The organism is Synechococcus sp. WH 8101, assembly GCF_004209775.1.
In the GTDB taxonomy this organism is placed as follows: domain Bacteria; phylum Cyanobacteriota; class Cyanobacteriia; order PCC-6307; family Cyanobiaceae; genus Synechococcus_C.
This window is the reverse complement of the sequence record NZ_CP035914.1, coordinates 12,469-37,091: the sequence shown is the minus strand read 5'-3', so window position 1 is coordinate 37,091 and position 24,623 is coordinate 12,469. Positions and strand designations below refer to the sequence as shown.

26 protein-coding genes are annotated in these 24,623 nt (G+C 64.3%); 11 read left to right on the top strand and 15 right to left on the bottom strand.

Features of this window, described 5'->3' with window-relative positions; genetic code table 11:
- Positions 1-2: 2 nt before the first annotated feature.
- Positions 3-203, bottom strand: a complete 201-nt coding sequence (locus SynWH8101_RS00180) for a serine protease inhibitor (protein ID WP_130128072.1) — start codon at positions 201-203, stop codon at positions 3-5.
- 30 nt (positions 204-233) lie between these two features.
- Here SynWH8101_RS00180 and SynWH8101_RS00175 point away from each other — a divergent pair, with 30 nt between their 5' ends.
- A complete protein-coding gene (locus SynWH8101_RS00175) occupies positions 234-1,187 on the top strand; it encodes an SDR family oxidoreductase (protein WP_130128071.1) in 954 nt (317 codons plus the stop codon).
- On the opposite strand, the gene SynWH8101_RS00170 is transcribed toward SynWH8101_RS00175, so the two are convergent.
- Positions 1,132-1,365, bottom strand: a complete 234-nt coding sequence (locus SynWH8101_RS00170; RefSeq protein WP_254427990.1) for a 4-hydroxythreonine-4-phosphate dehydrogenase — start codon at positions 1,363-1,365, stop codon at positions 1,132-1,134. The genes SynWH8101_RS00175 and SynWH8101_RS00170 overlap by 56 nt on opposite strands.
- Between SynWH8101_RS00170 and pdxA the strand changes: the two genes are divergently transcribed.
- Entirely contained in the window at positions 1,349-2,392 is a 1,044-nt protein-coding gene (gene pdxA / locus SynWH8101_RS00165; protein ID WP_130128070.1) for a 4-hydroxythreonine-4-phosphate dehydrogenase PdxA, read from the top strand. The genes SynWH8101_RS00170 and pdxA overlap by 17 nt on opposite strands.
- Here the strand turns inward: pdxA and accB are convergent.
- A complete protein-coding gene (gene accB / locus SynWH8101_RS00160; protein ID WP_165380887.1) occupies positions 2,362-2,847 on the bottom strand; it encodes an acetyl-CoA carboxylase biotin carboxyl carrier protein in 486 nt (161 codons plus the stop codon). The genes pdxA and accB overlap by 31 nt on opposite strands.
- Positions 2,844-3,407 (bottom strand): elongation factor P, encoded by a 564-nt coding sequence (gene efp / locus SynWH8101_RS00155; RefSeq protein WP_007101105.1) that lies wholly within the window; start codon positions 3,405-3,407, stop codon positions 2,844-2,846. The genes accB and efp overlap by 4 nt, the downstream gene beginning before the upstream one ends.
- Before the next feature lie 64 nt (positions 3,408-3,471).
- On the opposite strand from efp, the gene SynWH8101_RS00150 reads away from it, so the two are divergent.
- Entirely contained in the window at positions 3,472-4,545 is a 1,074-nt protein-coding gene (locus SynWH8101_RS00150) for a peptidylprolyl isomerase (protein ID WP_130128069.1), read from the top strand.
- 4 nt (positions 4,546-4,549) lie between these two features.
- Positions 4,550-5,563, top strand: coding sequence for a thiamine-phosphate kinase (gene thiL / locus SynWH8101_RS00145; protein ID WP_130128068.1), 1,014 nt, complete (start codon positions 4,550-4,552; stop codon positions 5,561-5,563).
- Between the two features lie 77 nt (positions 5,564-5,640).
- On the opposite strand, the gene gap is transcribed toward thiL, so the two are convergent.
- Positions 5,641-6,663 (bottom strand): type I glyceraldehyde-3-phosphate dehydrogenase, encoded by a 1,023-nt coding sequence (gap, locus tag SynWH8101_RS00140; RefSeq protein WP_130128067.1) that lies wholly within the window; start codon positions 6,661-6,663, stop codon positions 5,641-5,643.
- Positions 6,664-6,869: 206 nt separating this feature from the next.
- Between gap and murC the strand changes: the two genes are divergently transcribed.
- Genes murC through SynWH8101_RS00125 form a run of 3 tightly spaced genes read left to right on the top strand, consistent with a single transcriptional unit; the run spans position 6,870 to position 9,612 of the window.
- A complete protein-coding gene (gene murC, locus SynWH8101_RS00135; protein WP_130128066.1) occupies positions 6,870-8,321 on the top strand; it encodes a UDP-N-acetylmuramate--L-alanine ligase in 1,452 nt (483 codons plus the stop codon).
- Entirely contained in the window at positions 8,321-9,238 is a 918-nt protein-coding gene (gene murB, locus SynWH8101_RS00130) for a UDP-N-acetylmuramate dehydrogenase (protein WP_130130264.1), read from the top strand. Before murC ends, murB begins: the two co-directional genes overlap by 1 nt.
- Positions 9,239-9,270: 32 nt before the next feature.
- Positions 9,271-9,612, top strand: a complete 342-nt coding sequence (locus tag SynWH8101_RS00125; RefSeq protein ID WP_130128065.1) for a YbaB/EbfC family nucleoid-associated protein — start codon at positions 9,271-9,273, stop codon at positions 9,610-9,612.
- Here SynWH8101_RS00125 and rsgA read toward each other — a convergent pair.
- Genes rsgA through grpE form a run of 4 tightly spaced genes read right to left on the bottom strand, consistent with a single transcriptional unit; the run spans position 9,587 to position 12,642 of the window.
- Entirely contained in the window at positions 9,587-10,489 is a 903-nt protein-coding gene (gene rsgA, locus SynWH8101_RS00120; protein WP_130128064.1) for a ribosome small subunit-dependent GTPase A, read from the bottom strand. The genes SynWH8101_RS00125 and rsgA overlap by 26 nt on opposite strands.
- Positions 10,476-10,718 carry a sulfurtransferase TusA family protein gene (locus tag SynWH8101_RS00115; protein ID WP_130128063.1) on the bottom strand — a complete coding sequence of 81 codons (243 nt, stop codon included), beginning with the start codon at positions 10,716-10,718 and terminating at the stop codon, positions 10,476-10,478. The genes rsgA and SynWH8101_RS00115 overlap by 14 nt, the downstream gene beginning before the upstream one ends.
- A 2-nt stretch (positions 10,719-10,720) precedes the next feature.
- Entirely contained in the window at positions 10,721-11,848 is a 1,128-nt protein-coding gene (gene dnaJ / locus SynWH8101_RS00110) for a molecular chaperone DnaJ (protein ID WP_130128062.1), read from the bottom strand.
- Between the two features lie 44 nt (positions 11,849-11,892).
- Positions 11,893-12,642 (bottom strand): nucleotide exchange factor GrpE, encoded by a 750-nt coding sequence (grpE, locus tag SynWH8101_RS00105; protein ID WP_130128061.1) that lies wholly within the window; start codon positions 12,640-12,642, stop codon positions 11,893-11,895.
- Positions 12,643-12,750: 108 nt separating this feature from the next.
- Here grpE and SynWH8101_RS00100 point away from each other — a divergent pair, with 108 nt between their 5' ends.
- Genes SynWH8101_RS00100 through SynWH8101_RS00090 form a run of 3 tightly spaced genes read left to right on the top strand, consistent with a single transcriptional unit; the run spans position 12,751 to position 16,744 of the window.
- On the top strand, positions 12,751-14,388 hold the full coding sequence (locus SynWH8101_RS00100; RefSeq protein WP_130128060.1) for a GspE/PulE family protein: 1,638 nt from the start codon (positions 12,751-12,753) through the stop codon (positions 14,386-14,388).
- Positions 14,389-14,398: 10 nt separating this feature from the next.
- On the top strand, positions 14,399-15,475 hold the full coding sequence (locus tag SynWH8101_RS00095) for a type IV pilus twitching motility protein PilT (RefSeq protein ID WP_130128059.1): 1,077 nt from the start codon (positions 14,399-14,401) through the stop codon (positions 15,473-15,475).
- A 12-nt stretch (positions 15,476-15,487) separates the two neighbouring features.
- Complete coding sequence (locus tag SynWH8101_RS00090) at positions 15,488-16,744, top strand: type II secretion system F family protein (protein ID WP_130128058.1); 1,257 nt, start codon at positions 15,488-15,490, stop codon at positions 16,742-16,744.
- Here the strand turns inward: SynWH8101_RS00090 and SynWH8101_RS00085 are convergent.
- Complete coding sequence (locus SynWH8101_RS00085; protein WP_130128057.1) at positions 16,737-18,050, bottom strand: NAD(P)/FAD-dependent oxidoreductase; 1,314 nt, start codon at positions 18,048-18,050, stop codon at positions 16,737-16,739. The genes SynWH8101_RS00090 and SynWH8101_RS00085 overlap by 8 nt on opposite strands.
- The gene (gene msrB / locus SynWH8101_RS00080; RefSeq protein ID WP_130128056.1) at positions 17,977-18,489 is read right to left on the bottom strand and encodes a peptide-methionine (R)-S-oxide reductase MsrB; all 513 of its coding nucleotides are present in this window, start codon (positions 18,487-18,489) and stop codon (positions 17,977-17,979) included. Before msrB ends, SynWH8101_RS00085 begins: the two co-directional genes overlap by 74 nt.
- 68 nt (positions 18,490-18,557) lie before the next feature.
- Here msrB and dusA point away from each other — a divergent pair, with 68 nt between their 5' ends.
- Entirely contained in the window at positions 18,558-19,562 is a 1,005-nt protein-coding gene (gene dusA, locus SynWH8101_RS00075) for a tRNA dihydrouridine(20/20a) synthase DusA (protein ID WP_130128055.1), read from the top strand.
- A gap of 44 nt (positions 19,563-19,606) precedes the next feature.
- Here dusA and SynWH8101_RS00070 read toward each other — a convergent pair whose 3' ends face one another.
- The 4 genes from SynWH8101_RS00070 to ftsY all read right to left on the bottom strand — a co-directional run bounded on the left by SynWH8101_RS00070 (position 19,607) and on the right by ftsY (position 24,602).
- Positions 19,607-20,125 (bottom strand): RNA-binding protein, encoded by a 519-nt coding sequence (locus SynWH8101_RS00070; protein WP_130130263.1) that lies wholly within the window; start codon positions 20,123-20,125, stop codon positions 19,607-19,609.
- A 119-nt stretch (positions 20,126-20,244) separates the two neighbouring features.
- On the bottom strand, positions 20,245-21,657 hold the full coding sequence (gene argH, locus SynWH8101_RS00065; RefSeq protein ID WP_130128054.1) for an argininosuccinate lyase: 1,413 nt from the start codon (positions 21,655-21,657) through the stop codon (positions 20,245-20,247).
- A 32-nt stretch (positions 21,658-21,689) separates the two neighbouring features.
- Positions 21,690-23,099, bottom strand: coding sequence for a PP2C family protein-serine/threonine phosphatase (locus SynWH8101_RS00060; protein WP_130130262.1), 1,410 nt, complete (start codon positions 23,097-23,099; stop codon positions 21,690-21,692).
- A gap of 36 nt (positions 23,100-23,135) precedes the next feature.
- Positions 23,136-24,602, bottom strand: a complete 1,467-nt coding sequence (gene ftsY, locus SynWH8101_RS00055; protein ID WP_130128053.1) for a signal recognition particle-docking protein FtsY — start codon at positions 24,600-24,602, stop codon at positions 23,136-23,138.
- Positions 24,603-24,623 lie beyond the last annotated feature (21 nt).

Sequence of the window (24,623 nt, the reverse complement as noted above, 5' to 3'; positions counted from 1 at the left end):
CCTCACCAGACCCGACAGGCCGCCGCCGGCTGATGCCGTTCGCAGATCGCCGCCTGCTGCTGGGGCTGTTCCGGCGCCAGCAGAAACGCCCCGGTCACACAGGCGGCCGCCACAACACCGAGGCGAAGCGAGGCAAAAGGCTGGCGCCGCGGCGGAGCGATGATGGCGGGAGGCGCAACGAGGCTGAGGCAGGAATTCGCCACGGATGACCAACAACTAATACACTTGTACTGATGCTTTCGGATCTTGTCAACCGGTGCCGGCCCCTGCCCGCTGATGCGACTTTGTTGGTGCTGGGTGCGGGCTTCAGTGGTGGCCACCTCGCCGCCCTGGCCCGGCAGCTGGGAACGCGCGTACTCACCAGCGTGCGACTCCCCGCCGACAGCAGCGACCCCAGCACCCTGCGCTTCGACAGCCAGCTGAACCAACTGCCCGACCCGGCCCAGCTCCAGGGGGTGACCCATGTGCTCAGCACAATCCCACCCGAACGGGATGGCCAGGATCCCGTGATCCGCTGCCTGGGCGACACCCTGCAGCGCTTGCCCCTGCAGTGGGTGGGCTACCTCTCCACCACCGGCGTCTACGGCGACCGCCAGGGGGCCTGGGTGCGCGAATCCGATCCAGCCACTCCGATGCAGGAGCGCAGCCAACGCCGTCTGGCCTGCGAAGAGGCCTGGCAACGCTTCGATGGGCCTGTGCAGATCCTGCGACTTCCAGGCATCTACGGTCCTGGGCGATCACCGTTTCAGGCCATTCTTCGCGGCGATCTCCAACCGATCGACAAACCTGGCCAGGTGTTTTCTCGTGTGCACGTGGATGACATCGCCGGAGCCTGCTGGCACCTGATCCAGGAGGCGGCCCAAGGCAGGCGGCCGCCGATCGTGAACATCAGCGACGACGAACCGGCTCCCTCAGCGCAGATCCAGGGTTATGCGGCCGAGCTGCTCGGCATCACCCTGCCCCAACCGCGTCCCTACAGCGACGCGAGCCAGACCATGAGTGCCATGGCCCGCTCCTTCTGGGCGGAAAACCGGCGCGTCAGCAACGCTCTGCTCTGCGAGGAGCTTGGATACACCCTGCTCCATCCCACCTTCCGCAGCGGTCTACTCGACTGCTGGAAGGCGGAGGGCTTCAAGGCATCGGCTGCTTCAGCGTCGAAGGCTGCTTCGGAGAGGGCGTCGGCTTGAACAGGGGCAGCTCGTGGAGCTCGATCGGTTTGTCCGGATCGACGAAGGTGAGACCGGCGTCATGCAACAGACGATGCCACTGCACCTCCAGCCAACCATGACGCAGAGCCGTCCCGAGCCCATACAACAACAGCCCCAGAAGCAACCAGCGCAGCATCGCCATGTCGATTGAGTGCACCGACGCTAGTCAGACCCTGCTGATTGCCCTTGGCGATCCTGCGGGCATCGGCATGGAGGTGACCCTGAAAGCTCTGGCTTCAGAGGAACTTCCCCGCGACCTGACACCGTTATTGGTGGGCTGTCGCCGCAGCCTGGAAGCGGTCCACCGCGATCTGTGCGCGCGCGGCATCACCCCCCTGGCCGACCCGGAGCGGCTGCAGGTTCTCGATCGACCCGTGCCAGCCCCGATCCGACCTGGGGAGGCGTCGGCCCTCACCGGTGCGTGCAGTTTCCAATGGCTGACTGACGCCGTCAGGGCGGTGCTGGCCGGTCAGGGTCGCGCCCTCGTGACCGCACCGATCGCCAAACATGCCTGGCACGCCGCTGGCCATGACTATCCAGGCCAGACGGAACGGCTGGCGGAACTGTGCGGCACCGATCGCGCCGCCATGCTGTTCACCGCGCTCTCGCCCCTGAGCGGCTGGCGCCTGAACACCCTGCTGGCCACTACGCACATTCCACTGGCAGCCGTTCCCCAGGCACTCACGCCGGACCGGCTGCTGGAGAAGCTCAACCACCTGGCGGAGTTCTGCCGTCGCTTCAATCCCGCACCCCGCCTGCTGGTGGCTGGCCTCAACCCCCATGCCGGCGAACAAGGCAACCTTGGGAAGGAGGAGCGGGATTGGCTGATCCCCCTGTTGCGCCAATGGGCGTCAGAGCACCCGGAGGTTCAGCTAGAGGGGCCGCTGCCACCAGACACTTGCTGGCTTCCAGCTGCTCGAGCCTGGATGCAGGGACCGGAGCGCCACAGCCCGGACGGAATCCTGGCGCTCTATCACGACCAGGGTTTGATCCCGGTGAAACTGCTGGCCTTTGATCAGGCGGTGAACACCACTCTCGGCCTGCCTTTTCTGCGCACCTCACCGGATCACGGCACCGGTTTTGATATCGCCGGCCGTGGGATCGCTCGGAGCGACAGCATGGTGGCGGCACTGCGTGCCGCCTGGGATCTGTCTCAGCCGGGCTTGACCCGCATCAGCACCTGACCGAATTCCACCGGCGTACCGTTATCCACCAGGATCTCCACCACCTCACCGGAGACCTCCGACTCGAGCTCATTCATCAGCTTCATCGCCTCGAGGATGCACACGGTCTGACCGACGCCGATCCGCGTGCCCACTTCCACGAACGGATCCTCACCGGGAGCAGGTGCGCGATAGAAGGTGCCGACCATCGGGGCGGTCACATCCTGAAGGTCAGACCGGGTGGCCGCCACCGCCGGCGGTGGCGTGGCTGGAGCCGCTGCGGCGGTCTCGGGAGCGGCGGCGACCACGGAGGGCTGTACCGGTGCGGCAGCGGCAACAGGCACCACGGCCGAGGGCAGGTTGCGACGCACCTCGAGGCGGAAGTCATCGCCTTCCAGACGGAATTCCTGGATGTCGCTCTCACCAAGCGCCATAAGCAGGCGATGGAGCTGGTCGTGATCAAGCTGCATGGTCATCCGTTCTCGCGGCCGAGATAGGTGTCGTTGCGCGTGTCCACCTTGATCTTCTCGCCAATGGACAGGAACAGGGGCACCATCACCTGGGCACCGGTCTCAAGGATGGCGGGCTTGGTGCCTCCGGTGGCCGTGTCACCTTTCACACCCGGATCGGTCTGAGTGATCTCCAGCACCACGGAGTTGGGCAGCTCCACCTCCAGGGGTTTGCCGTTCCAGGAGACCACATTCACCTCCATCCCCTCCTTGAGATATTTGCGGCTGTCGCCGATCTGCTGCGCGGTGAGACGAGTCTCCTCATAGGACGACATGTCCATAAAGACGTAGTCCTCACCCTCCATATAGGTGTGCTGAAGCGTCGACTTCTCAAGCATGGCCTGGGGGAGCATCTCCCCGGCCCGAAAGGTTTTCTCCACAACGCTGCCGCTCTGCACCGCCTTGAGCTTCGTGCGCACGAAGGCTGAACCCTTGCCCGGCTTCACATGCAGGAATTCGACGACGCGCCAGACGGCACCGTCGAGCTCGATCGTGGTGCCGGTGCGAAAGTCGTTGCTGGAGATCATTCCCGCTGAACGGTTCAGGGGATCATACGGCTGTGCCAAAGTCCAGGCAGCACCTGGGTTCCCCATGGCACTTCAGCGTCTCTCCGCCCTGCTGGTTGCCCTGATCAGCGCCGTTGGGCTGGTCCTGGCTGAACCGGCCCATGCCGGCTTACCGCAGGGCAACGCCGTCAAAGACCCGGCGGCGATCTTGCGGGATGCCCTGCCCTTCGATCAGCCCGATCTGCGCGAGCTACAACATCGTCTGGAGGGAACCAGCGATGACCTGCGCGCCAAGCGCTGGAGTGCCCTGTCACGATCGCTCAGCCGCAGCCAGGCCCTGCTCGCCACGCGGCGCAGGGTCATCCTCGAGGCCATTCCCGAACCGGAGCAGGCCAGCGCTGAGCACCTGCTCGACACCGTTTCAGACGGCATCCATCAACTCCAGGAGGAGGTGGAGGCCCAGGACAAAGCCGACTTCCTGCAAACCCGCCGCAGCACCCTGAATCGCATCGGTGACCTGGAAGCGATGCTGATGCAGGACGCGATCCCCGAGATCCCTTCCGAATTCGACGCCCTGCCCCGCCTGCTGGGACGGGCCACCGTGACGATCAACACCACCCAGGGAGCAATGACGGCCGTGGTGGATGGCTACAACGCCCCTCTGACGGCGGGCGCCTTCATCGATCTCGCCCTCAAAGGCTTCTACGACGGCCTTCCCTTCACACGGGCCGAGGATTTCTACATCCTTCAGACGGGTGATCCGGAAGGTCCGGAAATCGGCTACATCGATCCGAGCACCAAGCAGGAACGCCACGTGCCACTGGAAATCCGGGTGCCCGGAGAGCCTGAAACGCTTTACAACCAGACCTTCGAGGATGTGGGGCTGTACAAAGCGACGCCGACCCTTCCCTTCGCCACCCTGGGCACCCTGGGATGGGCCCACTCCGATCAGGCGCTGGATGACGGATCGTCCCAGTTCTTCATGTTCCTGTATGAGGCCGAGCTCACCCCCGCCGGGCTCAACCTGGTGGATGGACGCAACGCCGCCTTCGGCTACGTGGTGGATGGCTTCGACGTGCTCGAAGAGCTCGGCGTGGACGACCGGGTGCTGACCATCACCGTGACGGACGGCGCCGATCGGCTGCAGGCCCACGCCTGAAAGCATGGCCCTGCCTGAGACCGCGGCCATAACGGAATGCCTGCGCGATCTGGGAGAAGCGGAGCTGATCCGCCGCCTGGCGCGCTTTGCCCCTCCAGGCCAGTTCGATGACGACACGGCAGCCGTGCAGGGCGACAACGACACCCTGCTGATCAACACCGATCTGCTGGTGGAGGGTGTTCACTTCAGCGACACCACCACCAGCCCACAAGATGTGGGTTGGCGGGCCGCCGCCGCCAACCTCTCCGATCTGGCTGCCAGCGGCGTGACCGAACCCGTGGGGCTCACCGTGGGCCTGGTGGCACCAGCGCAGACGCCATGGCGCTGGGTGGAAGGGGTCTATGAAGGACTCAGCGCAGCCCTGAGCCGCCATGGCGGCTCCTTACTGGGGGGCGACTGCACCGGAGGGCAGCAGCGCATGCTCGCGATCACCGCCCTGGGTCACTGCGGGCCGCTGCGACTGCATCGCAACCAGGCACAGGCCGGCGACTGGCTCGTGGTGAGTGGGCCCCATGGGCTCAGCCGGCTGGGGCTCGCTCTGTTGCGCGGGGAGGTCGACCTTCACCACCACTCAATCGATGACCAACTCCATGCAGCGGCGATCCTGCAGCATCAACGGCCTCAACCACGCTTCGCAGCCCTCCGTGACCTCCTGGCCTGCAAGCCATTGGATCTGCCCTGGCGCGCAGCTGGCACCGACAGCAGTGACGGACTGCTGAGAGCCGTGCAGGATCTATGCCGCAGCAGCGGCTGCAGCGCTGAACTGGATCCCACAACGCTGCCCCTGGCTCCAGGTTGGCCCCAGGAGCTGAACCGGGAGAGCTGGTGCCTCACCGGAGGGGAAGACTTCGAACTCGTGCTCAGCCTGCCGCCGGAGTGGGCCAAGCCATGGATCGCCCAGGCACCGGGTCGACAACGGATCGGCCGGATCACGACCAACACCAATGCAGGCATCCTCTGGAGTGACGGCCGTGGGGTCGTGTCAGCAGGCGGAGAATTTCAACATTTCCAGGCCTAATTCAAGGCTGGATTTTGGTCTTGAAACTAAAAAGCCCCCGACGCAGAGGGGGCCACAGTTGCTGATGCAGACTCAGCTCACTTCCAGTTCTTGGCCACGATCTCGGCGAGATCAACCACACGCTGGCTGTAACCCCACTCATTGTCGTACCAGGAAAGAATCTTCACCTGGTCACCGCCCATCACCTTGGTGAGTTCAGCATCAACGATGGTGGATTCATCGGTGCCGGCATGGTCAGTGGACACCAGGGGCAGTTCGCAGAATTTGATGATGCCCTTGGCGGAACCCTCAGATGCCGCCTTGAGAGCCGCATTCACTTCTTCCTTCGTGGTGTTCTTGCTCACGTTGAAGACCATGTCCACCAAGGACACATTGGGGGTGGGAACGCGCAAAGCGAGACCATCGAGCTTGCCCTTCACCTCGGGATAAACCAAGGCCACGGCCTTAGCGGCGCCGGTGGTGGTGGGGACGATGTTCATTGCTGCAGCACGAGCACGACGCAGGTCGCGATGGCTGGCGTCGAGAATGCGCTGGTCACCGGTGTAGCTGTGCACGGTCGTCATCGACCCTTTGACGATGCCGAATTCCTGGTCGATCACCTTCACGATCGGCGCCATGCAGTTAGTGGTGCAGCTGGCATTGGAGAGGATGTTGAAATCCTCGTGGCGATATTGGTCGGCGTTCACACCCACCACGAACGTGCCCACGCCATCACCCTTACCAGGAGCGGTGAGGATCACCTTCTTGGCGCCGGCCTGGAGGTGCATGCTGGCCTTCTCGTCGGTGTTGAAAACACCGGTGGATTCGATCACCAGATCGATGTCCCATTCCTTCCAGGGAAGATTCAGAGGGTTGCGGTCGGAATAGCACTGAATCGTTTTGCCATTCACGATCAGGGTGTCCTCGGTGTAACCGATCTCAGCTCCCTGAATCCGACCCAGCATGGTGTCGTAGGTGAGCAGGTGAGAATTGGTTTTGGGATCCGACGTGTCGTTCAGACCCACCACCTCGATGTCGGTGTTGGCACCACGGCTGATCCAGCAACGCATGAAGTTGCGACCAATTCGGCCGAATCCATTGATCGCAACGCGCAGGGTCATGGCAACAGCGGCTTACCGCATGGGGTGGTTTGGCCGCCGATCATACAGAAATCTTCTGAATTCCCTGATGCCACGGCTCCATTCCCCTCCTGGCGCCCGGTGCCACCACAGTCCGTAACACGGCGCAATCCCAGGCCGGAGAGGCGAATCAAAAGCAAGCCTTCTCGCGACGCCTGACTTATCTTTCGGACTCACGATCCAGCCCATTGGCCCGTTTGCTTAGCCGCCAGCAGCCCATTCACTTCATCGGCATCGGCGGCATCGGCATGTCGGCCCTCGCCCTGATCCTGGCGGAACGGGGCTACAGCGTCAGCGGCTCGGAGCCGCGCCACTCGGCCATCGTGCAACAGCTCATGGCGCGTGGCATCACCGTGATGGATGCCCAGCTGGCCAGCACCATCGACCGGCTGGTCGCGGGTGCAGCTTCCCTACCTCTGGTGGTGGTCAGCACCGCCATTCCAGAATCCAATCCCGAATTGATTGCAGCGCGGGCCCGGGGGCTCAGCATCTGGCACCGCTCCGACATCCTCGCCGCCCTGATCGCGGAACAACCGGCCATCGCCGTGGCGGGCAGCCACGGCAAAACCACCACTAGCACCGTGATCACCACGTTGCTGGCCGCTGCGGGAGAGGATCCCACCGCTGTGATCGGTGGCGTGGTGCCCTGCTACGGCAGCAATGGTCATGCGGGCAACGGCCGCTACCTGGTGGCGGAAGCGGATGAATCGGATGGGTCCCTGGTGAAATTCCAGGCCGAGCTGGGAGTGCTCACCAACCTGGAGCTCGACCACACCGACCATTACAACAGCCTCGATGACCTCGTGGCCACCCTGCAGCGCTTTGCCTCCGGCTGCGAGCGACTGCTGGCCAATCAGGACGACCCGATCCTGCGGGACCATTTCCAGGCGACCGCCTGGTGGTCGGTGGAACGCCGCGAAGGTGTTGACTTCGCGGCCCTCCCGGTGCGGCTCGATGGCGATCGCACCATCGCCGACTTCTACGAAAAGGGTGGGCTGGTGGGCCGTATCACCCTGCCGCTGCCGGGCCTGCACAACCTCAGCAACGTGACCGGCGCCCTTGCCGCCTGCCGTTTGGCTGGGGTGGAGTTCAGCCGACTGCAACGGGGACTGGAGCAGTTGCAGGCACCGGGTCGCCGTTTCGATTTCCGCGGTGACTGGCAAGGGCGTCAGATCGTGGATGATTACGCCCACCACCCCAGCGAAGTGAGTGCCACCCTCACCATGGCGCGATTGATGGTGAGCAGTGGCCGCAGCCCCCTGCCCCGCCAGCCCCAACGGCTCACCGTGGTGTTTCAACCTCACCGCTACAGCCGCACCCAGGAATTCCTGCATCAATTCGCCGCCGCTCTCACCGTGGCCGACCTGGTGTTGCTGGCACCCGTCTACAGCGCCGGTGAAGCGCCGATCGCCGAGGTCAGCAGCCATGCTCTCGCAGGTTCCATGCGGCATCTAGCGCCGGAACAAGCCGTGCTCGTGGCCGACAGCATGGACGAGCTGACCGCTCTGGTGCAGGAGCACAGTCGCCCGGATGATCTGGTGCTGGCCATGGGGGCCGGTGATGTGAACAGCCTGTGGACACGACTGACCGACGACAGCGTTTCCTCGCCCCAGCCCCAGCATTCCCCATTGGCGGCCTGATGCAGCTGGTGGAGTCCGGCCTGCTCAAGCGTCAGGTCTCGCTCGCTGACTACACCACCTGGCGGGTGGGTGGCCCAGCTGAATGGCTGGCGGAGCCCTCGAACGACGAGCAACTCGATGCCCTGCTCCAGTGGGCTCAGGACGAAGGCCTTCCCTGCCGCGTGATCGGTGCCGGCTCCAACCTGTTGATCCACGATGGCGGCCTGCCCGGACTGACGCTCTGCCTACGCAAACTGCAGGGCAGTGACCTCGATGCCGACAGCGGAACGGTGAGCGCCTGGGCCGGTGAACCGATTCCGACGCTGGCGCGGCGAGCGGCCCGCGCCGGCCTGCACGGCCTGGAATGGGCTGTGGGCATTCCTGGCACCGTGGGAGGAGCGGCTGTGATGAACGCCGGAGCCCAGGGGGGCTGCACCGCCGAGCGGTTGGTGGCTGTGGATGTGCTCAGTCTCGATGGCGAGACCTGCGGAGCCAGGCTCAGGCTTAAGCACAACGAGCTTGACTTCGACTATCGACACAGCCGTCTACAGAACGGCCACCATCTGGTGATCCGGGGTCACTTCCAGCTGGAACCCGGCCACGACCCAACAGCACTGACCCAGCGCACCAGCAGCAATCTCAGCCATCGCACCGGAACTCAGTCCTATCAGTGGCCAAGCTGCGGCAGTGTGTTTCGTAATCCGGAGCCGTTGAAAGCCGGACGACTGATCGAAGCGCTCGGGCTCAAAGGCCAGCGCATCGGTGATGCCCAGGTGTCACCAATGCATGCCAATTTCATTGTGAACCTGGGCCACGCCACGGCCGAACAGATCAGCGACCTGATCGAACTGGTGCAGACCACCGTGACCAAGCATCACGGCATCCATCTGCACCCGGAGGTGAAGCGACTCGGTTTCCCCGAAGCCACGCCGCTCTGACCGCGTAACCTTCCTGTTCTTCCCAACGCGTCATGGCAGGGTTCGGACTCCCCAATTTCGGTCAGCTCACGGAAGCCTTCCGGAAGGCCCAGCAAATCCAGCAGGACGCCCAGAAGCTCCAGGAAGAACTGGATGCCATGGAAATCGAGGGGAGCTCTGAGGATGGCAAGGCCAGCATCTGGCTCTCGGGCAATCAACAGCCCCTGCGGGTGCGTCTCGACCCCGCCTTGCTCGCCGAAGGCCAGGCCGCTGCCGAAGCCGCTGTGCTCGCCGCCCTGCAATCCGCCTACGAACGCTCCACCGGCACCATGAAAGAGCGCATGGAGGAGCTCACCGGTGGGCTCAACCTCAACCTCCCCGGGATGGGCGGCTGACAGCCAGCAGGTCCTCCACTGCACGCCGGTAGACGGGGTAGCGATCCCAGTCGCGATCCACACCACAACCGGGCTCATCCCGGTGGAGGCAATCACGGAAACGGCAGGGGTGCTGAGCGATCCGAGAGCGCAATTCCGGAAACAGCACCTCCAGGTTGTGCGCATCAGCTGGCAACTCCGGGCGGTTAAACCCGGGCGTGTCAGCCACCCGCGCTCCGGAAGCCAAGGGATGTAACTCCACGTGCCGGGTGGTGTGACGGCCCCGTTGCAGGCGACCAGACACCGCTCCGACCCGGAGTTCAAGCTGAGGAATCAGGGCATTGAGCAGGGAACTCTTGCCCACCCCCGAAGGCCCGCAGAGCACCGACAGCGGTTGGCACGCCAACCGGGAACGCAACGTATCCAAGCCCATGCCGGTCTGGCTCGACACCGGCAGCACGCCATAGCCCCAGCCCTGCAGACGCTGCACCAGCAAGCGCAACTGCTCCTCCGGGATCAGATCTGATTTGCTCAGCAACACCTGCACCGCCAATCCGGTCTGTTCGGCAGTGAGCAAAAACCGACTGGCCTGGTCGAGATCGAAAGCCGGTTGTTCCACCGCCAGCACCACCACCACCGCGGTGACGTTGGCCACCGGCGGTCGTGCCAACCAACTGCTGCGTGGTTCCACCGATGCCACAACCGCCCGGGCCTGGCGTCGATCGATCGCCTCCACCCAGACGTGATCTCCCACATGCACCGCCGCACCCCGATGGGCGAGTCGGGTGCGACGGGTGCAGAGAAGACGCAGCCCAGACTCAATCCTCTCCAACTCCACCTCGAGGTAATTGGCCTGAAGCGCCACCACCACACCGGGCTGGCGCTCAGGCCGGTCCACGGGTCACCACAATCCGCAACCAATCCGCATCGGTGTGAAGCACCGAGACGGCGTGACCGTCCTGCTGCAAACCAGGAAGCACCATCGCCTCCGGCTCACCCCGATCGAGCGTCACCTGCAGCTGAGCGCCGCAAGGAAGCGTCTCCAGGGCCAGGCGACAACGGATGAAATTCACGGGACAGGGCGTGCCGCGCAGATCGAGGTTTGGATCGGCCCCAGACGACTCCACGGTCAGCGTTGCCCGAACAACCGGGCGAACAGGCCGCTCTTGTGGTGATGGTGTTGCTCACCACGGGCCGAATGGTGTCCGGCCAGATCCTCAAGCAGACGGCGTTCATCGTCATTGAGCCGGGTGGGCAGCTGCACCGTGACGCTGATGCGTTGATTGCCGCGGGCCACCGGGTTGCCCAGTTTGGGAATTCCCTTGTTCTCGAGGGTGAGCACGGCATTGGGTTGGGTCCCTGCCGGAATCTCGAGATTGGCGGGCCCATCCACGGTGTCCACCTCGATCGTGTCGCCGAGAATCGCCTGCAGGTAGCTGACCTTCACCTCGGAGAGCACGGTGAGGCCATCCCGGCGCAGGCTGGGATGGGGTTTGACCGTGAGAAACACATAGAGATCGCCAGCGGGACCTCCCCGCAGGCCGGCATTACCTTCACCGGCAACCCGCAGGCGCGTGCCCGTGTCCACACCCGCAGGAATGTTGATGCGCAGCTTCTTGCGCACCTGCTGCACCCCCTGACCACCACAGGCGGTGCAGGGATCGGCGATCACCTGACCGCTGCCATTGCAGCTGGGGCATTCCGCCACCTGGGTGAAACTGCCGAAGGGGGTGCGGGTGGCGCGACGGACCTGGCCCACGCCACCACAGGTGGTGCAGGTGGTGGGACCACTGCCGCTTTTGGCACCGCTGCCATTGCAGGTGGTGCAGGTTTCGAGGTGGGGAATCCGGATCTCCCGCTCCTGCCCGAAAACAGCCTGCTCGAAATCAATCGTGAGGTCGTAACGCAGATCGTCGCCCTGCTGGGGCCCACGACGGCGCTGTCGGCCGCCACCACCTGCGCCGCCGAACCCACTGAAGAAGGTCTCGAACAAGTCGGCGAAGCCGCCCATATCGCCCATATCGGGCATGCCGGCAGCACCACCGAGCCCCGCTTCCCCGAACTGGTCGTAACGGGCACGGGTCTGGGGATCGCTGAGCACTTCGTAGGCCCGGCCGATCTCCTTGAAGCGATCCTCCGCACCGGGATCCTTGTTCACATCCGGGTGGTACTGGCGAGCCAGACGCCGATAGGCCCGCTTCAGCGTGTCGGCATCGGCGTCCCTACCGACGCCGAGCATGTCGTAATAATCGGCCATCAGCTCGTCATCCCTTCGTCACCCTAAGGGCCAACTTGTGCCCCTCAGGCCTGATCATGGTCGGGTTGTCCGCCCTCCGGCTCAGCGCTCTCGGCCGAGGCCTCCGTCGCCGGGGTTGCCCCGGCCTGATCCTGAGGACCCGGACCCATCGACACCTTCACCATGGCGTGACGAAGCACGCGGCCCTGCAGGTGGTAGCCGCGCTGAAGCTCCTCGATCACCACATCTTCGCCGTGCTCATCACTCGGTTCGCGGAGCACCGCTTCGTGCAGGGTCGGGTCAAACTCCTGACCCACCACCCGCATCGGGGCAACGCCCAGCTGCTTGAGCACATCCACCAGCTGTTTGTAGAGACCCTGATAGCTGCGATGCAGCGACTGGGCCTCCTCGCTTTCCGGGTTGAGTTGCTGGCGTGCCCGTTCGAAGTTGTCGACCACCGGCAGGATTTCGCTCAGGGTGCTGCAGGTGATCTGAAGCTTGAGATCGTCCTGATCCCGGCTCTGGCGCTTGCGGAAGTTGTCGAAATCGGCAGCGATGCGCATGTATTGACTGCGCAGGGTCTCGTGCTCATCGCGCAGAGTGCTGTGCTCGCGCTCCAGCTGTTCCAGCCTGGCCTCGTTGTCCGCAGCGGGTTGGCCCGCAGCAGGTTGGTCAACGGGGGATTGGTTCGCAGCGGGTTGATCCGCGGCCGCAGCATTGGCGTCGGCAGGCTCGACCACCGATGCCTGGACCTCGCCTTCAGGCGTCGCATCATGGACGGGCTCTTGCGCGGGGGAGGAGGGATCACCACTCATGCTGACCGAAAGCGGATTCACGTTTAAACATGTTGATGGGTGAGGCTCACCTCCCACAAGCGGCGGAAGCCCGCACCTGCCGCTCCAGAAACTGCCCCGGAGTGACGCTTGACCGTCCACGCACCTGCCGCCGCTGCACAGAACCCTTGGCACCAGCAACGACTGGAGCTGGAGCTGCTGCTCCAGGTACCAGTACCGGAGCGTCTCGACGCTGCCGCTGATGCGCAACTGCAGGAGGCGATGCGACGGAAGGATCTGACCCAGCAGCTGCAACCCCTCCTGGCCCGGCGCGACGACAGCCGCGACGACAGCCACGACGCCCCAGCCCCATCCCTGCTCGATGGGTTCAACCCGGAGGGAGTTCTTGAGGAGGACCCCGACGAGAACGCCCGACTGGCAGGCCTGCACGAAGATCTGGAGCAGAGCCTGAGGGACTCCGAAACCTCACCGGTGGTGAATCTGGTGAACCGGATCCTGCTGCAGGCCCTGCAACTGGGTGCCAGCGACATTCATGTGGAACCGCAGCAGGCAGGCCTGCAGGTGCGGTTCCGACAGGACGGCGTGCTGCAGAGCTACAGCGAACCGTTGCCGAGTCGGTTGGTGCCCGCCGTGACCTCCCGCTTCAAGATCATGGCCGACCTGGACATCGCCGAACGCCGCCAGGCACAGGACGGCCGCATCCGCAGGCGCTTCCAGGAGCGCACAGTGGATTTCCGGGTCAACAGCCTGCCAAGCCGCTTCGGCGAAAAGATTGTGCTGCGCCTGCTCGACAGCTCCGCCACCCAGCTGGGGCTGGACACCTTGATCACCGACCCGGCGGCCCTGGAGCTGGTGCGCAATCTCGGCGCCAAACCCTTCGGAATGATCCTGGTGACCGGGCCAACGGGCTCAGGAAAATCGACAACGCTGTATTCGCTGCTGGCGGAGCGCAACGATCCGGGCATCAACATCTCCACCGTTGAAGATCCGATCGAATACACCCTGCCGGGCATCACGCAGTGCCAGGTGAACCGCGACAAAGGCTTTGATTTCAGCACCGCCCTGCGCGCCTTCATGCGCCAGGACCCGGACGTGCTGCTGGTGGGCGAAACCCGCGACCTGGAGACCGCCAAGACAGCGATCGAAGCGGCGCTCACCGGTCACCTGGTGCTGACCACACTCCATTGCAACGATGCACCGAGTGCCATCGCCCGCCTGAGCGAGATGGGGGTGGAACCGTTCATGGTCAGCGCCTCCCTGATCGGCATCGTGTCGCAACGCCTGCTGCGCAAGGTGTGCAACCACTGCTGCGAGAGCTATCAGCCCGATGCCAGCGAACTGGGGCGGTTCGGACTGATGACCCACAACGAAGCGGATGTGCGCTTTGTGCGCGCCCATCACCACGATGGCGACGGCCAGGCCTGTCCCCACTGCCAGGGCAGTGGGTATCGGGGCCGGGTGGGGGTTTATGAAGTGCTGCGGATGAATGAGGAGCTGGCGACGGCGGTGGCCCGTGGCGCCACCACCGACGTGATCCGGCGGCTCGCTCTGGAAAGCGGCATGACGACGCTGCTGGGCTACAGCCTGGAACTGGTGCGCCGCGGCCAGACCACCCTGGAGGAGGTGGGCCGAATGATCCTCACCGATGCCGGTCTGGAATCGGAACGCCGCGCCCGAGCCCTGCACAGCCTCACCTGCGAGGGCTGCGGTGGCGGACTGCAGGAAGGCTGGCTGGAATGTCCGTACTGTCTGACCCCACGTCAGTGAGGCGCCCGCCATGGAGCTGATGATCGAAGACCTGATGGAGCAGCTGGTGCAGGGCAGCGGCAGCGACCTGCATCTGGCCAGCGGGCAGCCGCCCTACGGCCGCTTCAACGGACAGCTCCGCCCCCTCTCGGAAACGCCGCTCAGCGAAGAAAGCTGCAACCGGCTGATCTTTTCGATGCTCAACAACAGCCAGCGCAAGACCCTCGAACAAACCTGGGAGCTGGATTGCGCCTATGGCCTCAAGGGGGTGGCCCGCTTCCGCGTCAACGTGTATCGGCAGAAGGGGAGCTACGCCGCCTGCCTGCGGGCCCTGGGCAACACGATCCCCAGCATCGCCTCGCTGGAGCTGCCGCCGGTGGTGGTGGACACCTGCGCCCGACCGCGAGGCCTGGTGCTGGTGACCGGACCGACCGGATCAGGCAAAACCACCACCCTCGCCGCCCTGCTCGACCACATCAACCACAGCCGCAGCGAACACATCCTCACGATCGAAGACCCGATCGAATTCGTGTATCGCAGCGACCGCAGCATGGTGCACCAGCGCCAGCTCAATGAAGACACCCGCAGCTTTGCCAATGCGCTGCGCGCCGCCTTGCGCGAAGACCCGGACGTGATCCTGGTGGGTGAAATGCGCGATCTCGAAACGATCCAGCTGGCGATCACCGCAGCGGAAACCGGTCATCTGGTGTTTGGAACCCTGCACACCAGCTCCGCCGCCCAGACGGTGGATCGAATGGTGGATGTGTTCCCGCCCGGCCAGCAGACCCAGATCCGGGTGCAACTCTCCGGCAGCCTGGTGGCCGTTTTTGCCCAGACCCTCTGCCGTCGGCTCGATCCGAAACCGGGGCAGTTCGGCCGGGTGATGGCCCAGGAGATCCTGATCAACACTCCGGCGATCGCGAACCTGATCCGTGAAGGCAAAACCGCCCAGCTCTATTCCCAGCTGCAAACCGGTGCGGATCTGGGCATGCAGACCCTCGAACGGGCCCTGGCCGATCTGGTGACAGCCGGCAGCATCAGCCGGGATGAGGCCATGGCCAAAGCGGGTAAACCGGGTGAACTGGACCGCTTGCTGGGCGGATCCTGATCCGACTAAGCCATGGCCAGCTTCGTTGCCACCTACAGCGGTCCTGCCGGCGACAACCGCAGCATTCGCATTCAGGCCAAAGATGTCAGCAGCGCCCGCAAGCTGCTGCGCCGTCGCGGCATCCGCGCCAACAGCCTGGTGGCGGACCCGAGCACCACAGGCGATAAACCGCGCACTGGGGGGAGCTCACGCTCGTGGCTCTCCATCGATTGGAACGCAGCGCTGGAAAAAGCCCCGGGGGTGAAAGAGAAAGCGGTGTTTGCCAGCAAGCTGGCGGCCCTTGTGGATGCGGGGGTGCCGATCGTGCGCAGCCTCGATCTGATGGCCCGTCAGCAGCGCCTGCCGATGTTCAAACGAGCCTTGCTGCAGATCAGCCTTGAGGTCAACCAGGGCACAGCCATGGGGGCGGCCATGCGCCAGTGGCCCAAGGTGTTCGATCAGTTGAGCATCGCCATGGTGGAAGCCGGTGAAGCCGGTGGGGTGCTCGACGAATCCCTCAAACGGCTGGCCAAGCTTCTGGAGGACAACGCCCGACTCCAGAACCAGATCAAAGGAGCCCTGGGATACCCGGTGGCCGTGCTGGTGATCGCGATTCTCGTCTTCCTGGGGATGACGATCTTTCTGATTCCCACCTTTGCCGGCATTTTCAAGGACCTCGGGGCCGAACTGCCCCTGTTCACCCAGTTGATGGTGGATCTCAGCGAGCTGCTGCGTTCACCCGTGTCCCTGCTTCTGGCTGGCGGCCTACTGATGGCGGTGTGGATGCTGAGCCGGTATTACGCCACCGCCAAGGGGCGACGCGCAATCGACCGTCTGCTACTTCGCCTTCCCCTGTTCGGCGATCTGATCATGAAAACCGCCACAGCGCAGTTCTGCCGGATCTTCAGTTCCCTCACCCGAGCGGGTGTGCCCATCCTGATGTCGCTGGAGATTTCCAGTGACACAGCCGGCAATTCGATCATCTCCGATGCAATCCTCGCCTCCCGCGGCCTTGTGCAGGAAGGCGTGCTGCTCAGTGCTGCTCTGATTCGCCAGAACGTGCTGCCCGAGATGGCCCTGAGCATGCTCGCCATCGGCGAAGAAACGGGGGAGATGGATCAGATGCTCAGCAAAGTGGCCGACTTCTATGAAGACGAAGTCACCGCCTCGGTGAAAGCGCTCACCTCGATGCTCGAGCCGGCCATGATCGTGGTGGTGGGTGGCATTGTCGGCTCGATTCTGCTGGCGATGTATCTGCCGATGTTCACGGTCTTTGATCAGATCAAGTAGTAAGCGCTGCCGCGATCGCCTGACCCGCAAGCCAGCCACTGCTCCAGCAGTGCTGAAAATTGAAGCCACCGGTGACGCCATCCACATCGAGTAGCTCTCCAGCGAAATGCAGCCCGGGCACCAGCCGGCTTTCCATTGTGGCCAAATTCACCTCGCCCAGATCAACACCACCGGCTGTGACGAATTCTTCGCCGAATGGGCCACGACCACGGATGCTGTAGCTGCTGGCGGGGAGCGCCTGCGCCAGAGCCCGTTCCCAGGCGGCGGGACAATCCGCCCAACGGCGCTGAGGATCCGCCCCCACCTGCTCCAATAGAGCCAACCAGAGCCGACGGGGCAGGCGATCGGGACAGGGCCTGGCGGCGGCAAGAGTGCGTCTGGCCTGGTCATGGCGGAGCGCTCGCACAACCGCCACCCCCTGCTCGGGGCTCAACCCGTCGAGCCAGCGCACCGTGAGAACACCGCGATAACGCTCGGCATGGAGCGCCCGGGCCGCAAAAGCCGTGAGGCGCAACGTCGCCGGCCCACTCAGTCCCCAATGAGTGATCAAGACCCTGCCGCGCTGCTGCCAGCGTCCGCCAGGAAGGCTGAGCTCCAGCTCCACATCATCAAGGGCAACGCCGGAACAGGCCGTCAAACCGGGGGCGTCAAGGGCCAGCGTGAACAGGGAAGGCAGGGGCGCGATGATCCGGTGACCGAGGCCAGCAGCCAGCTTGCGGCCACTGGGATGCCCGCCGGTGGCGAGGAGCACGCGTCGGGCCTGCCAGGACGAACGGGGCAGGGACGGCCGACCGGAACCCTCCAGCTGAAACCCTTCGGCACAGCGCACCAGCCCCCGCACCGGTGATCCGGTGTGCAGCTGCACACCGGCATCCAGGGACGCCCGTTGCAGGCACTGAATCACCGCGTCCGAGCGGTTGGCGCGGGGAAACATCCGGCCGTCGGCCTCCTCCACCAGCTCGAGGCCGCGCTCAGAAAACCAGGCCACCGCATCACCACAGGCAAAACGACTGAACGGGCCCCGCAATGGCCGACTTCCGCGTGGGTAATGGCGCACCAGATCTGTGGGATCCCAGCAGGCATGGGTGACATTGCAGCGCCCACCACCGCTGAGACGCACCTTGGTGAGGGGCTCGGGCGTGGCCTCCAGCACCGCAACCCGCTCCAGCCCCTGCTCCGCCGCCGTGATCGCCGCCAGATAACCAGCGGGACCACCCCCAACCACGATCAGGTCATACAGCGGGCTGGAAACGCAGGGCAACGCCGTTGTTGCAGTAGCGCTTTCCTGTGGCCTTTGGGCCGTCATTGAACACATGACCCTGATGTCCGCCGCATCGACGACAGTGGTATTCGGTGCGCGGAATGATCAATTTGAAATCTACTTTTGTGGCAATCGCGCTGGTGAGCGGTGCCCAGAAGCTTGGCCAGCCGGTGCCGCTGTCGAATTTCGCCTTGGCGGAGAACAGGGGGAGATCACAACCGGCACAGTGATACGTACCGGAACGTTTTTCCGCATTGAGCGGACTGCTGAAGGGTCGCTCCGTTCCCTCCCGCCGCAACACCTGATAAGCCTCGGGAGACAAACGCTTCTTCCACTCCGCATCGGAGAGGTTCCAGGCAGAATCACCGGCCTTGGAGGCAGCGAGGACAGGCCTCGGCGCCGCGAGCCACGCCGCCACACCCGCCACACCGCTGAGCAGAAGCGACCGGCGGGGCAGAAGCCTGTCGGAGAGTCCCGATGACATCACTGGACCTACAACCCAATGACTCCGTTTTAAAGGAGGCGGGAGCCGGTGCGAGGCAGCATGGGGACATGGAGCCTCCGATCGAGCCCGAACGGGAACCCCCATGGCGTTTCAGCGTGGCGCCGATGCTCGATTGCACCGACCGCCATTTCCGAATCTTGATGCGGCAAATCAGCCGCCGGGCTCTGCTCTACAGCGAAATGGTGGTGGCGCAGGCCCTGCACCACAGCGAGCGGCGGGAGCGGCTGCTGGACTTCGATCCAATGGAGCATCCCCTGGCTCTGCAGGTGGGAGGCGACGATCCCGCCCTCCTGGCGGAGGCGACGCGAATGGCAGCCGACTGGGGCTACGACGAAATCAACCTCAATGTGGGCTGTCCAAGCCCAAGGGTGCAGGCGGGCAACTTCGGAGCTTGCCTGATGGCCGAACCCGACACCGTGGCCCGCTGCGTCGAGGCCATGGTCAGAGCCTCGCCTCTGCCGGTGACGGTGAAACACCGCGTGGGCATCGATGACCTCGATAGCGATGCTCTGCTGCAGGCCTTTGTGGATCGGCTGGCCGACGCTGGCGCCAGCCGCTTCGCCGTGCATGCCCGCAAGGCCTGGCTCGATGGTCTGGATCCGAAACAGAACCGCACGATTCCACCGCTTCAATATGACCGGGTGATCGCCCTGAAGCGACGCAGACCGGAGCTGTTGATCGAACTGAACGGAGGCCTGGAAACTCCAGACGATTGCCTTGAAGCTCTCCAGCACTGCGATGGCGCCATGGTGGGCCGCGCTGTGTACGCCCATCCGCTGCGATGGACGGCCATCGATGCGTTGATCTATGGCGATCAAGCCCGGAGGATCAGCGCCGCCGGCGTGGTGCGAGGGCTGCTTCCCCATGCCGAACGCCACCTGCAACGCGGCGGCCGCCTCTGGGATCTAGGCCGCCACCTGGTGCATCTGGTGGAAGGGGTGCCGGGAGCGCGGCACTGGCGCCGCGATCTTGGTCAGAACGCCCAGCGCAAGGGGGCCGACCTGAGCGTGTTCGAGGATGCCGCCCGACAACTGGAAGCTGCCGGGCTCTGAACACCCCTCCATCTGAACATCGCGCCAGAGATGGCGATCAGCGCTCAGCCTTCGGCACCGCCGTAATCGCCGTAGTCATCACTCTGAGGCGCGGGAGCAGCGCCACCGCGACGACGCCGGCTGCGGCCGTCGTCGTCACCGGCCTGAGGTGCGCCGCCGCCATAACTGCGGTCTTCCCAACCACGCGCTCCGGAGCCGGCACCATCGCCATAACCGCCACCGCCGTAGCCACCGCGGTCTGCGCCGCGACCACCACCGCCGTAGCCGCCTCCCCCGTAGCCGCCACCGCCATAACCACCGCCGCCGCGACGGGGTGCGCTGCCGCGCGGTTCGGCTTTGTTGATCCGCAACGGACGACCCATCAGCTCCGCACCCTGCAGAGCTTCAATGGCTGCGGATTCAGCCGCTTCATCTGCCATTTCAATGAAAGCGAAACCGCGCTTGCGTCCGGTATCGCGCTCAAGGGGAAGGGCACAATTGGTGACTTCGCCATAGGCGGCGAACAGTTCAATGACGTCTTCCTGCTCTGCGCGGAAGGGCAAATTGCCGACGAAAATGCTCACTTTCCTGGTGGACCGTTGTTGAAAGGGACCGATGGGACCTGACATGCCATCGGTGCATGGTCCTGGAAGGGATCAAGAGCCTCTGGCCTGCTCAGCGTAGACCCAGTCAGACGGTTCGTTCAGCCGGCCGTGACGGGCAATCGCTCCAACCAGAGCGCCAACTGCTCCTCCACCCGGACAAACGCCGTTCCACCCTCGCTGAGACGGGCCGCCACCACCTGACGCGGCACCAGAGCCTCCAACAGATCCGCCTCGATCACCGGGTGAAATGCGCGCCATTGCTCCAGGCTCAGATCCCGCAGCAATTGCCCCTCCTGTAAACACCGTTTCACCACGGCACCCACCAACTGATAAGCCTCTCGGAAGGGAACCCCTCGAGCCACGAGATAGTCGGCCACATCGGTGGCATTGGAAAAATCAGTGGCCACAGCCTGCTCAAGACGCTCCGGCTGGAAGACCACACCTTCCTCGAGCAGGATCGCCATCGCTTCGAGGCAATCCCCCGTGGTGCGCACCACATCAAAGAGCGCTTCCTTGTCTTCCTGAAAGTCTTTGTTGTAAGCGAGCGGCAGGCCTTTGATCATCGTCAGCAGACCCTGGAGGTGACCGAAGACCCGGCCACACTTGCCGCGCACCAGTTCGGGCACATCGGGATTTTTCTTCTGCGGCATCAGGCTGCTGCCTGTGGCGCAACGGTCGCTCAGGCGCACAAAGCCGCATTCTTCACTCGCCCAGAAAATCACCTCCTCCGCCAGTCGACTGAGGTGGACCATTACCAGGGAGGCGGCAGCACTGAACTCCACGGCGAAATCGCGGTCGCTCACGGCATCAAGACTGTTGGCATAGATCTGATCGAATCCGAGGGCCGCAGCGGTGCTGCGCCGGTTGATGGGTACCGGGGTTCCAGCCAGAGCAGCAGCACCGAGCGGACAGATGTTGACGCGAGTGCGCACATCAGCGAACCGCTGCCGATCGCGCTCGAGCATCTCCACGTAGGCCAGCAGGTGATGGGCCAGACACAGGGGTTGGGCCCGCTGCAGGTGGGTGTACCCAGGAATGAGGGTCTGACGATGGCGATCGGCCTGCACCAGCAGGGCACGCTGAAACCGCACGATCCCCTGCTCCAATTCCTCCATCCGCCGCCGCAACCAGAGGCGCAGATCCGTTCCCACCTGGTCATTACGGCTGCGACCGCTGTGCAGCTTCTTGCCCACCGGTCCGAGCAGGGCGATCAGGCGCCGTTCAACCGCGAAATGCACATCCTCATCAGCGAGCCCGGGCTGAAAGGTTCCCGCCGCAGCCTCGCTGCGAATCTGCTCCAGCCCGCTACAGAGCTGATCGGCCTCAGCGGCGCTGATCACACCACACTCCGCCAGCATCCTGGCGTGGGCGATCGACCCATCCAGATCCTCCTGTAGCAGCTGAATGTCGAACCCGATCGAGGCGTTGAAACGCTCAATCGCCGGATGCAGGCCCTGATCGAAACGATCACTCCAGGTCGTCGTTCCGCCGCCCGTCACCCCGCCTGTCATCGCTGCCGATCTCAGCACACAGCCTCAGCTTGTCAGAGGGACGCACGGGGGACGGACGGCAGCATCACCTCCTCGCGCACCTTGAGCACCACCATCGAGGCATCATCCTCCAGCTGCCGGTCCGCACCCACGAAACGATCCAATCGGGTGAAGAGCTGATCGAGGATTCCCTGGGATCCCATCCCGGATCGGCAAGCACCTTCCAGGGTGCGCATGAGCCTGGCCTCATCAAAGCGATCCCCGGTGATTCCCGGTGCCTCGGTGACCCCATCGGTGTAATAGAGGATCACATCACCCGGTTCGAGCACCACCTGACCACAGCCGTAATCCGCTTCCGGTTGCAATCCAATCAACAGACCAGGCGCATCCAGCCGCCCGATGCTGCGCTGCTGCGCCCGCCAGATCAACGGTGGATTGTGAGCCGCATTGGCAAAACGGAGCCGACGGGTGCGCGGATCGAAATCGGAATAGAACAGCGTCACAAACCGGTGCGACTGGGCCAGGTCTTCCTGGGCCAGTTGATTGAGATCGTGAAGAATCCGATCCGGCGGCAGGCCGCTCAGCACCTCCGCGCGCAGCATGCCGCGCAACATGGTCATCAACAGCCCAGCGGGAACACCCTTTCCCATCACATCGCCCATCACCAGAGCCCAACGCCCCCGCTCCCGGCGGCGACCGATCAGTTCCGGACGGGTGGGAATGAAGTCGTAGTAGTCGCCGCCCACCTGAAACGCAGGCCGGCACCGGGCCGAGAGTTCCACGCCTTCAATCACCGGGCAGTGATCCGGCAGCAACTGGGCCTGGATCTCGGCGCCGATGCTCAGCTGTCGATCGACCCGCTCATGCCGGCGCGCCTCCTGCAGCATGAGATCGTTCTCAATCGCCACGCCAGTGAGATCGGCGACGAGCTGCACATGGCGGCGGTGCACCTCACTCCACACCAGCGGCCCGGTGCTGTTGAAGACATACAGACGCCCACGCTGCCGCCCGCGCGCCACCAGGGAGGTGGCGAACAGATCGGAACGGCCGAGCTGGCGCTGCACAAGCTGATCCAGGGCCTGCACCTGAGCCTCTTCGGAGGCAAAACCAACCGCATGGCCGGGTCCAAAGGCCGCGATCTGGCGGAGCAATTCTTGCGAACGCTCCACAGGAAGCACCTGCAGTTGTTCCCGCCAGAGCCGACCATCAGGCTGAAAGGGCACCAGCAAGGCACCATCCACGCCCGCCAAACGGGAGGCGACCACCGGCACCAGTTCCAGAAACCGATGCAGATTGGTGAAGCTGCGCAGAGCGAATCCCAGCGAGACCAGAAGGTCTTGGTTGGTGCGTTGCTCGTTGGAAAGACTATCGAGCAGCTGACGCAGAGACGCCGTGGCCGTCAACGGCTGAACGCTGTTGCGTTGACGCGGAGTGGAATGGCGCCGTGGTGGCTTGCTGCTCACGGCCGACCATGGCAGGACCCGCAAGGTAGCAAGGGTTCAGCGGCCAGCCAGCAACGCCTCGACAAATTCAAAGCTGTTGAAGGGCCGGAGATCTCGAATCCCTTCGCCAGCCCCGATGAACCGGATCGGCAAGCCGGCTTCCGATGCCACCGCCAGAGCGACACCACCGCGGGCGGTGCCATCGAGTTTGGTGATCACCACACCGGTGAGATCAGCAGCCTTGGCAAAGGCCATCGCCTGCTTGAGGCCGTTCTGCCCCTGGCTGGCATCCAGCACCAGCAGCGACTCCACCCTGGCTTCCGGAGCCAATCGATCGACAATGCGCCGGATCTTCTGGAGCTCTTCCATCAGGTTGTGCTTGGTCTGCAGACGTCCGGCCGTGTCGACCAGGAGCAGATCCACACCCTTGGAGCGGGCTGCACCGATCGCATCGAACACCACAGCGGCAGGATCGGCGTTCGCTGATGGATTGGAGATCACCGGCACGTCGCTCCGCTCCGCCCACACCGCCACCTGCTGCACCGCAGCGGCCCTGAACGTGTCGGCCGCGGCCACCAGAGCGCTGTAGCCACTGCGCACGGCCAGATTGGCGAGCTTGCCCAGGGTGGTGGTCTTGCCAACACCGTTGACGCCCACCATCAACCAGATATTCAAACGACCCCGTTCCGGCGCCAGCAGTTCAACACCGCTGGCCTGAATCGGCTGCTCCAGCAGACCGCGAAGCTGCTCCTTGAGAAAACGGATCCCCTCACCGGGATCCACCACCTCTTCATTGAGGCGACGCCGCAGAGCCTCCATCACCTGATCGGTGGCCTGCACCCCGGCATCCGCCCGCAGCAGCAAGGCCTCGAGATCATCGACCACCTCGGGGGTGAGGGGGTCATCACCGAGAGTTTCGAGCAGGCTGGTGACAAAGCCCTGTCGGGTCTTCTCCAGACCGCGGCGCAGGCGACCGAGCCAATCGATCTCCTCCAGCGACACCTGATCCACCTGACGGCCCTGGGCGGCCAGAACCTCCGCTGACCAGGTGAAGGTGTCATCAAAGTCACCGAGCTGGGGCTCCTGACTGTCCTGAACCGTCTCCGAGGTCTGCGCAGTGCGAACGGGGGGAACCGGTGCGGGCTCCTCGACGCGGGAGGCCCGACTCTCGAGATCCTGCAGACGCTCCTGACGCTGCGCCGCCGCCTGCTCCAACAACGACAGGGGAGCCGACGGGGCTGGTGGGGGTGATGGAGGCGCAACCGGAGGGTCAGGATCAGGCGAGGAGTCAGGTTCGGCTGCGCGCTCCTGCTTCGGAGTGTCCTGAGCCGCCTGGGCCTGGGCCTTCTGCGCTTTCAGGCGGGCGTAAGCCTGACGGGCCCACTCCAGCGGATCCTCCTCCGTCGCTTCAGAAGCTGTTTGATCAGTCGCTTCAGCCGCAGCTTCACCAACCTCTGGGGTTGGTGGAGACGTTGCATCCTCACCGTTGGGAACGGACGAGCGGTTGAACCAGTCGTAAACCATCGAAGCGGCAGTGTGGTGACC

Bases quoted from the DNA above. Each gene is read 5' to 3' on its own strand.
- SynWH8101_RS00175 (WP_130128071.1), top strand. From the start codon at position 234: ATGCTTTCGGATCTTGTCAACCGGTGCCGGCCCCTGCCCGCTGATGCG.
- pdxA (WP_130128070.1), top strand. From the start codon at position 1,349: ATGTCGATTGAGTGCACCGACGCTAGTCAGACCCTGCTGATTGCCCTT.
- accB (WP_165380887.1), bottom strand. From the start codon at position 2,847: ATGACCATGCAGCTTGATCACGACCAGCTCCATCGCCTGCTTATGGCG.
- efp (WP_007101105.1), bottom strand. From the start codon at position 3,407: ATGATCTCCAGCAACGACTTTCGCACCGGCACCACGATCGAGCTCGAC.
- SynWH8101_RS00150 (WP_130128069.1), top strand. From the start codon at position 3,472: ATGGCACTTCAGCGTCTCTCCGCCCTGCTGGTTGCCCTGATCAGCGCC.
- thiL (WP_130128068.1), top strand. From the start codon at position 4,550: ATGGCCCTGCCTGAGACCGCGGCCATAACGGAATGCCTGCGCGATCTG.
- gap (WP_130128067.1), bottom strand. From the start codon at position 6,663: ATGACCCTGCGCGTTGCGATCAATGGATTCGGCCGAATTGGTCGCAAC.
- murB (WP_130130264.1), top strand. From the start codon at position 8,321: ATGCAGCTGGTGGAGTCCGGCCTGCTCAAGCGTCAGGTCTCGCTCGCT.
- SynWH8101_RS00125 (WP_130128065.1), top strand. From the start codon at position 9,271: ATGGCAGGGTTCGGACTCCCCAATTTCGGTCAGCTCACGGAAGCCTTC.
- dnaJ (WP_130128062.1), bottom strand. From the start codon at position 11,848: ATGGCCGATTATTACGACATGCTCGGCGTCGGTAGGGACGCCGATGCC.
- grpE (WP_130128061.1), bottom strand. From the start codon at position 12,642: ATGAGTGGTGATCCCTCCTCCCCCGCGCAAGAGCCCGTCCATGATGCG.
- SynWH8101_RS00095 (WP_130128059.1), top strand. From the start codon at position 14,399: ATGGAGCTGATGATCGAAGACCTGATGGAGCAGCTGGTGCAGGGCAGC.
- SynWH8101_RS00090 (WP_130128058.1), top strand. From the start codon at position 15,488: ATGGCCAGCTTCGTTGCCACCTACAGCGGTCCTGCCGGCGACAACCGC.
- SynWH8101_RS00085 (WP_130128057.1), bottom strand. From the start codon at position 18,050: ATGACGGCCCAAAGGCCACAGGAAAGCGCTACTGCAACAACGGCGTTG.
- msrB (WP_130128056.1), bottom strand. From the start codon at position 18,489: ATGTCATCGGGACTCTCCGACAGGCTTCTGCCCCGCCGGTCGCTTCTG.
- dusA (WP_130128055.1), top strand. From the start codon at position 18,558: ATGGAGCCTCCGATCGAGCCCGAACGGGAACCCCCATGGCGTTTCAGC.
- argH (WP_130128054.1), bottom strand. From the start codon at position 21,657: ATGACAGGCGGGGTGACGGGCGGCGGAACGACGACCTGGAGTGATCGT.
- ftsY (WP_130128053.1), bottom strand. From the start codon at position 24,602: ATGGTTTACGACTGGTTCAACCGCTCGTCCGTTCCCAACGGTGAGGAT.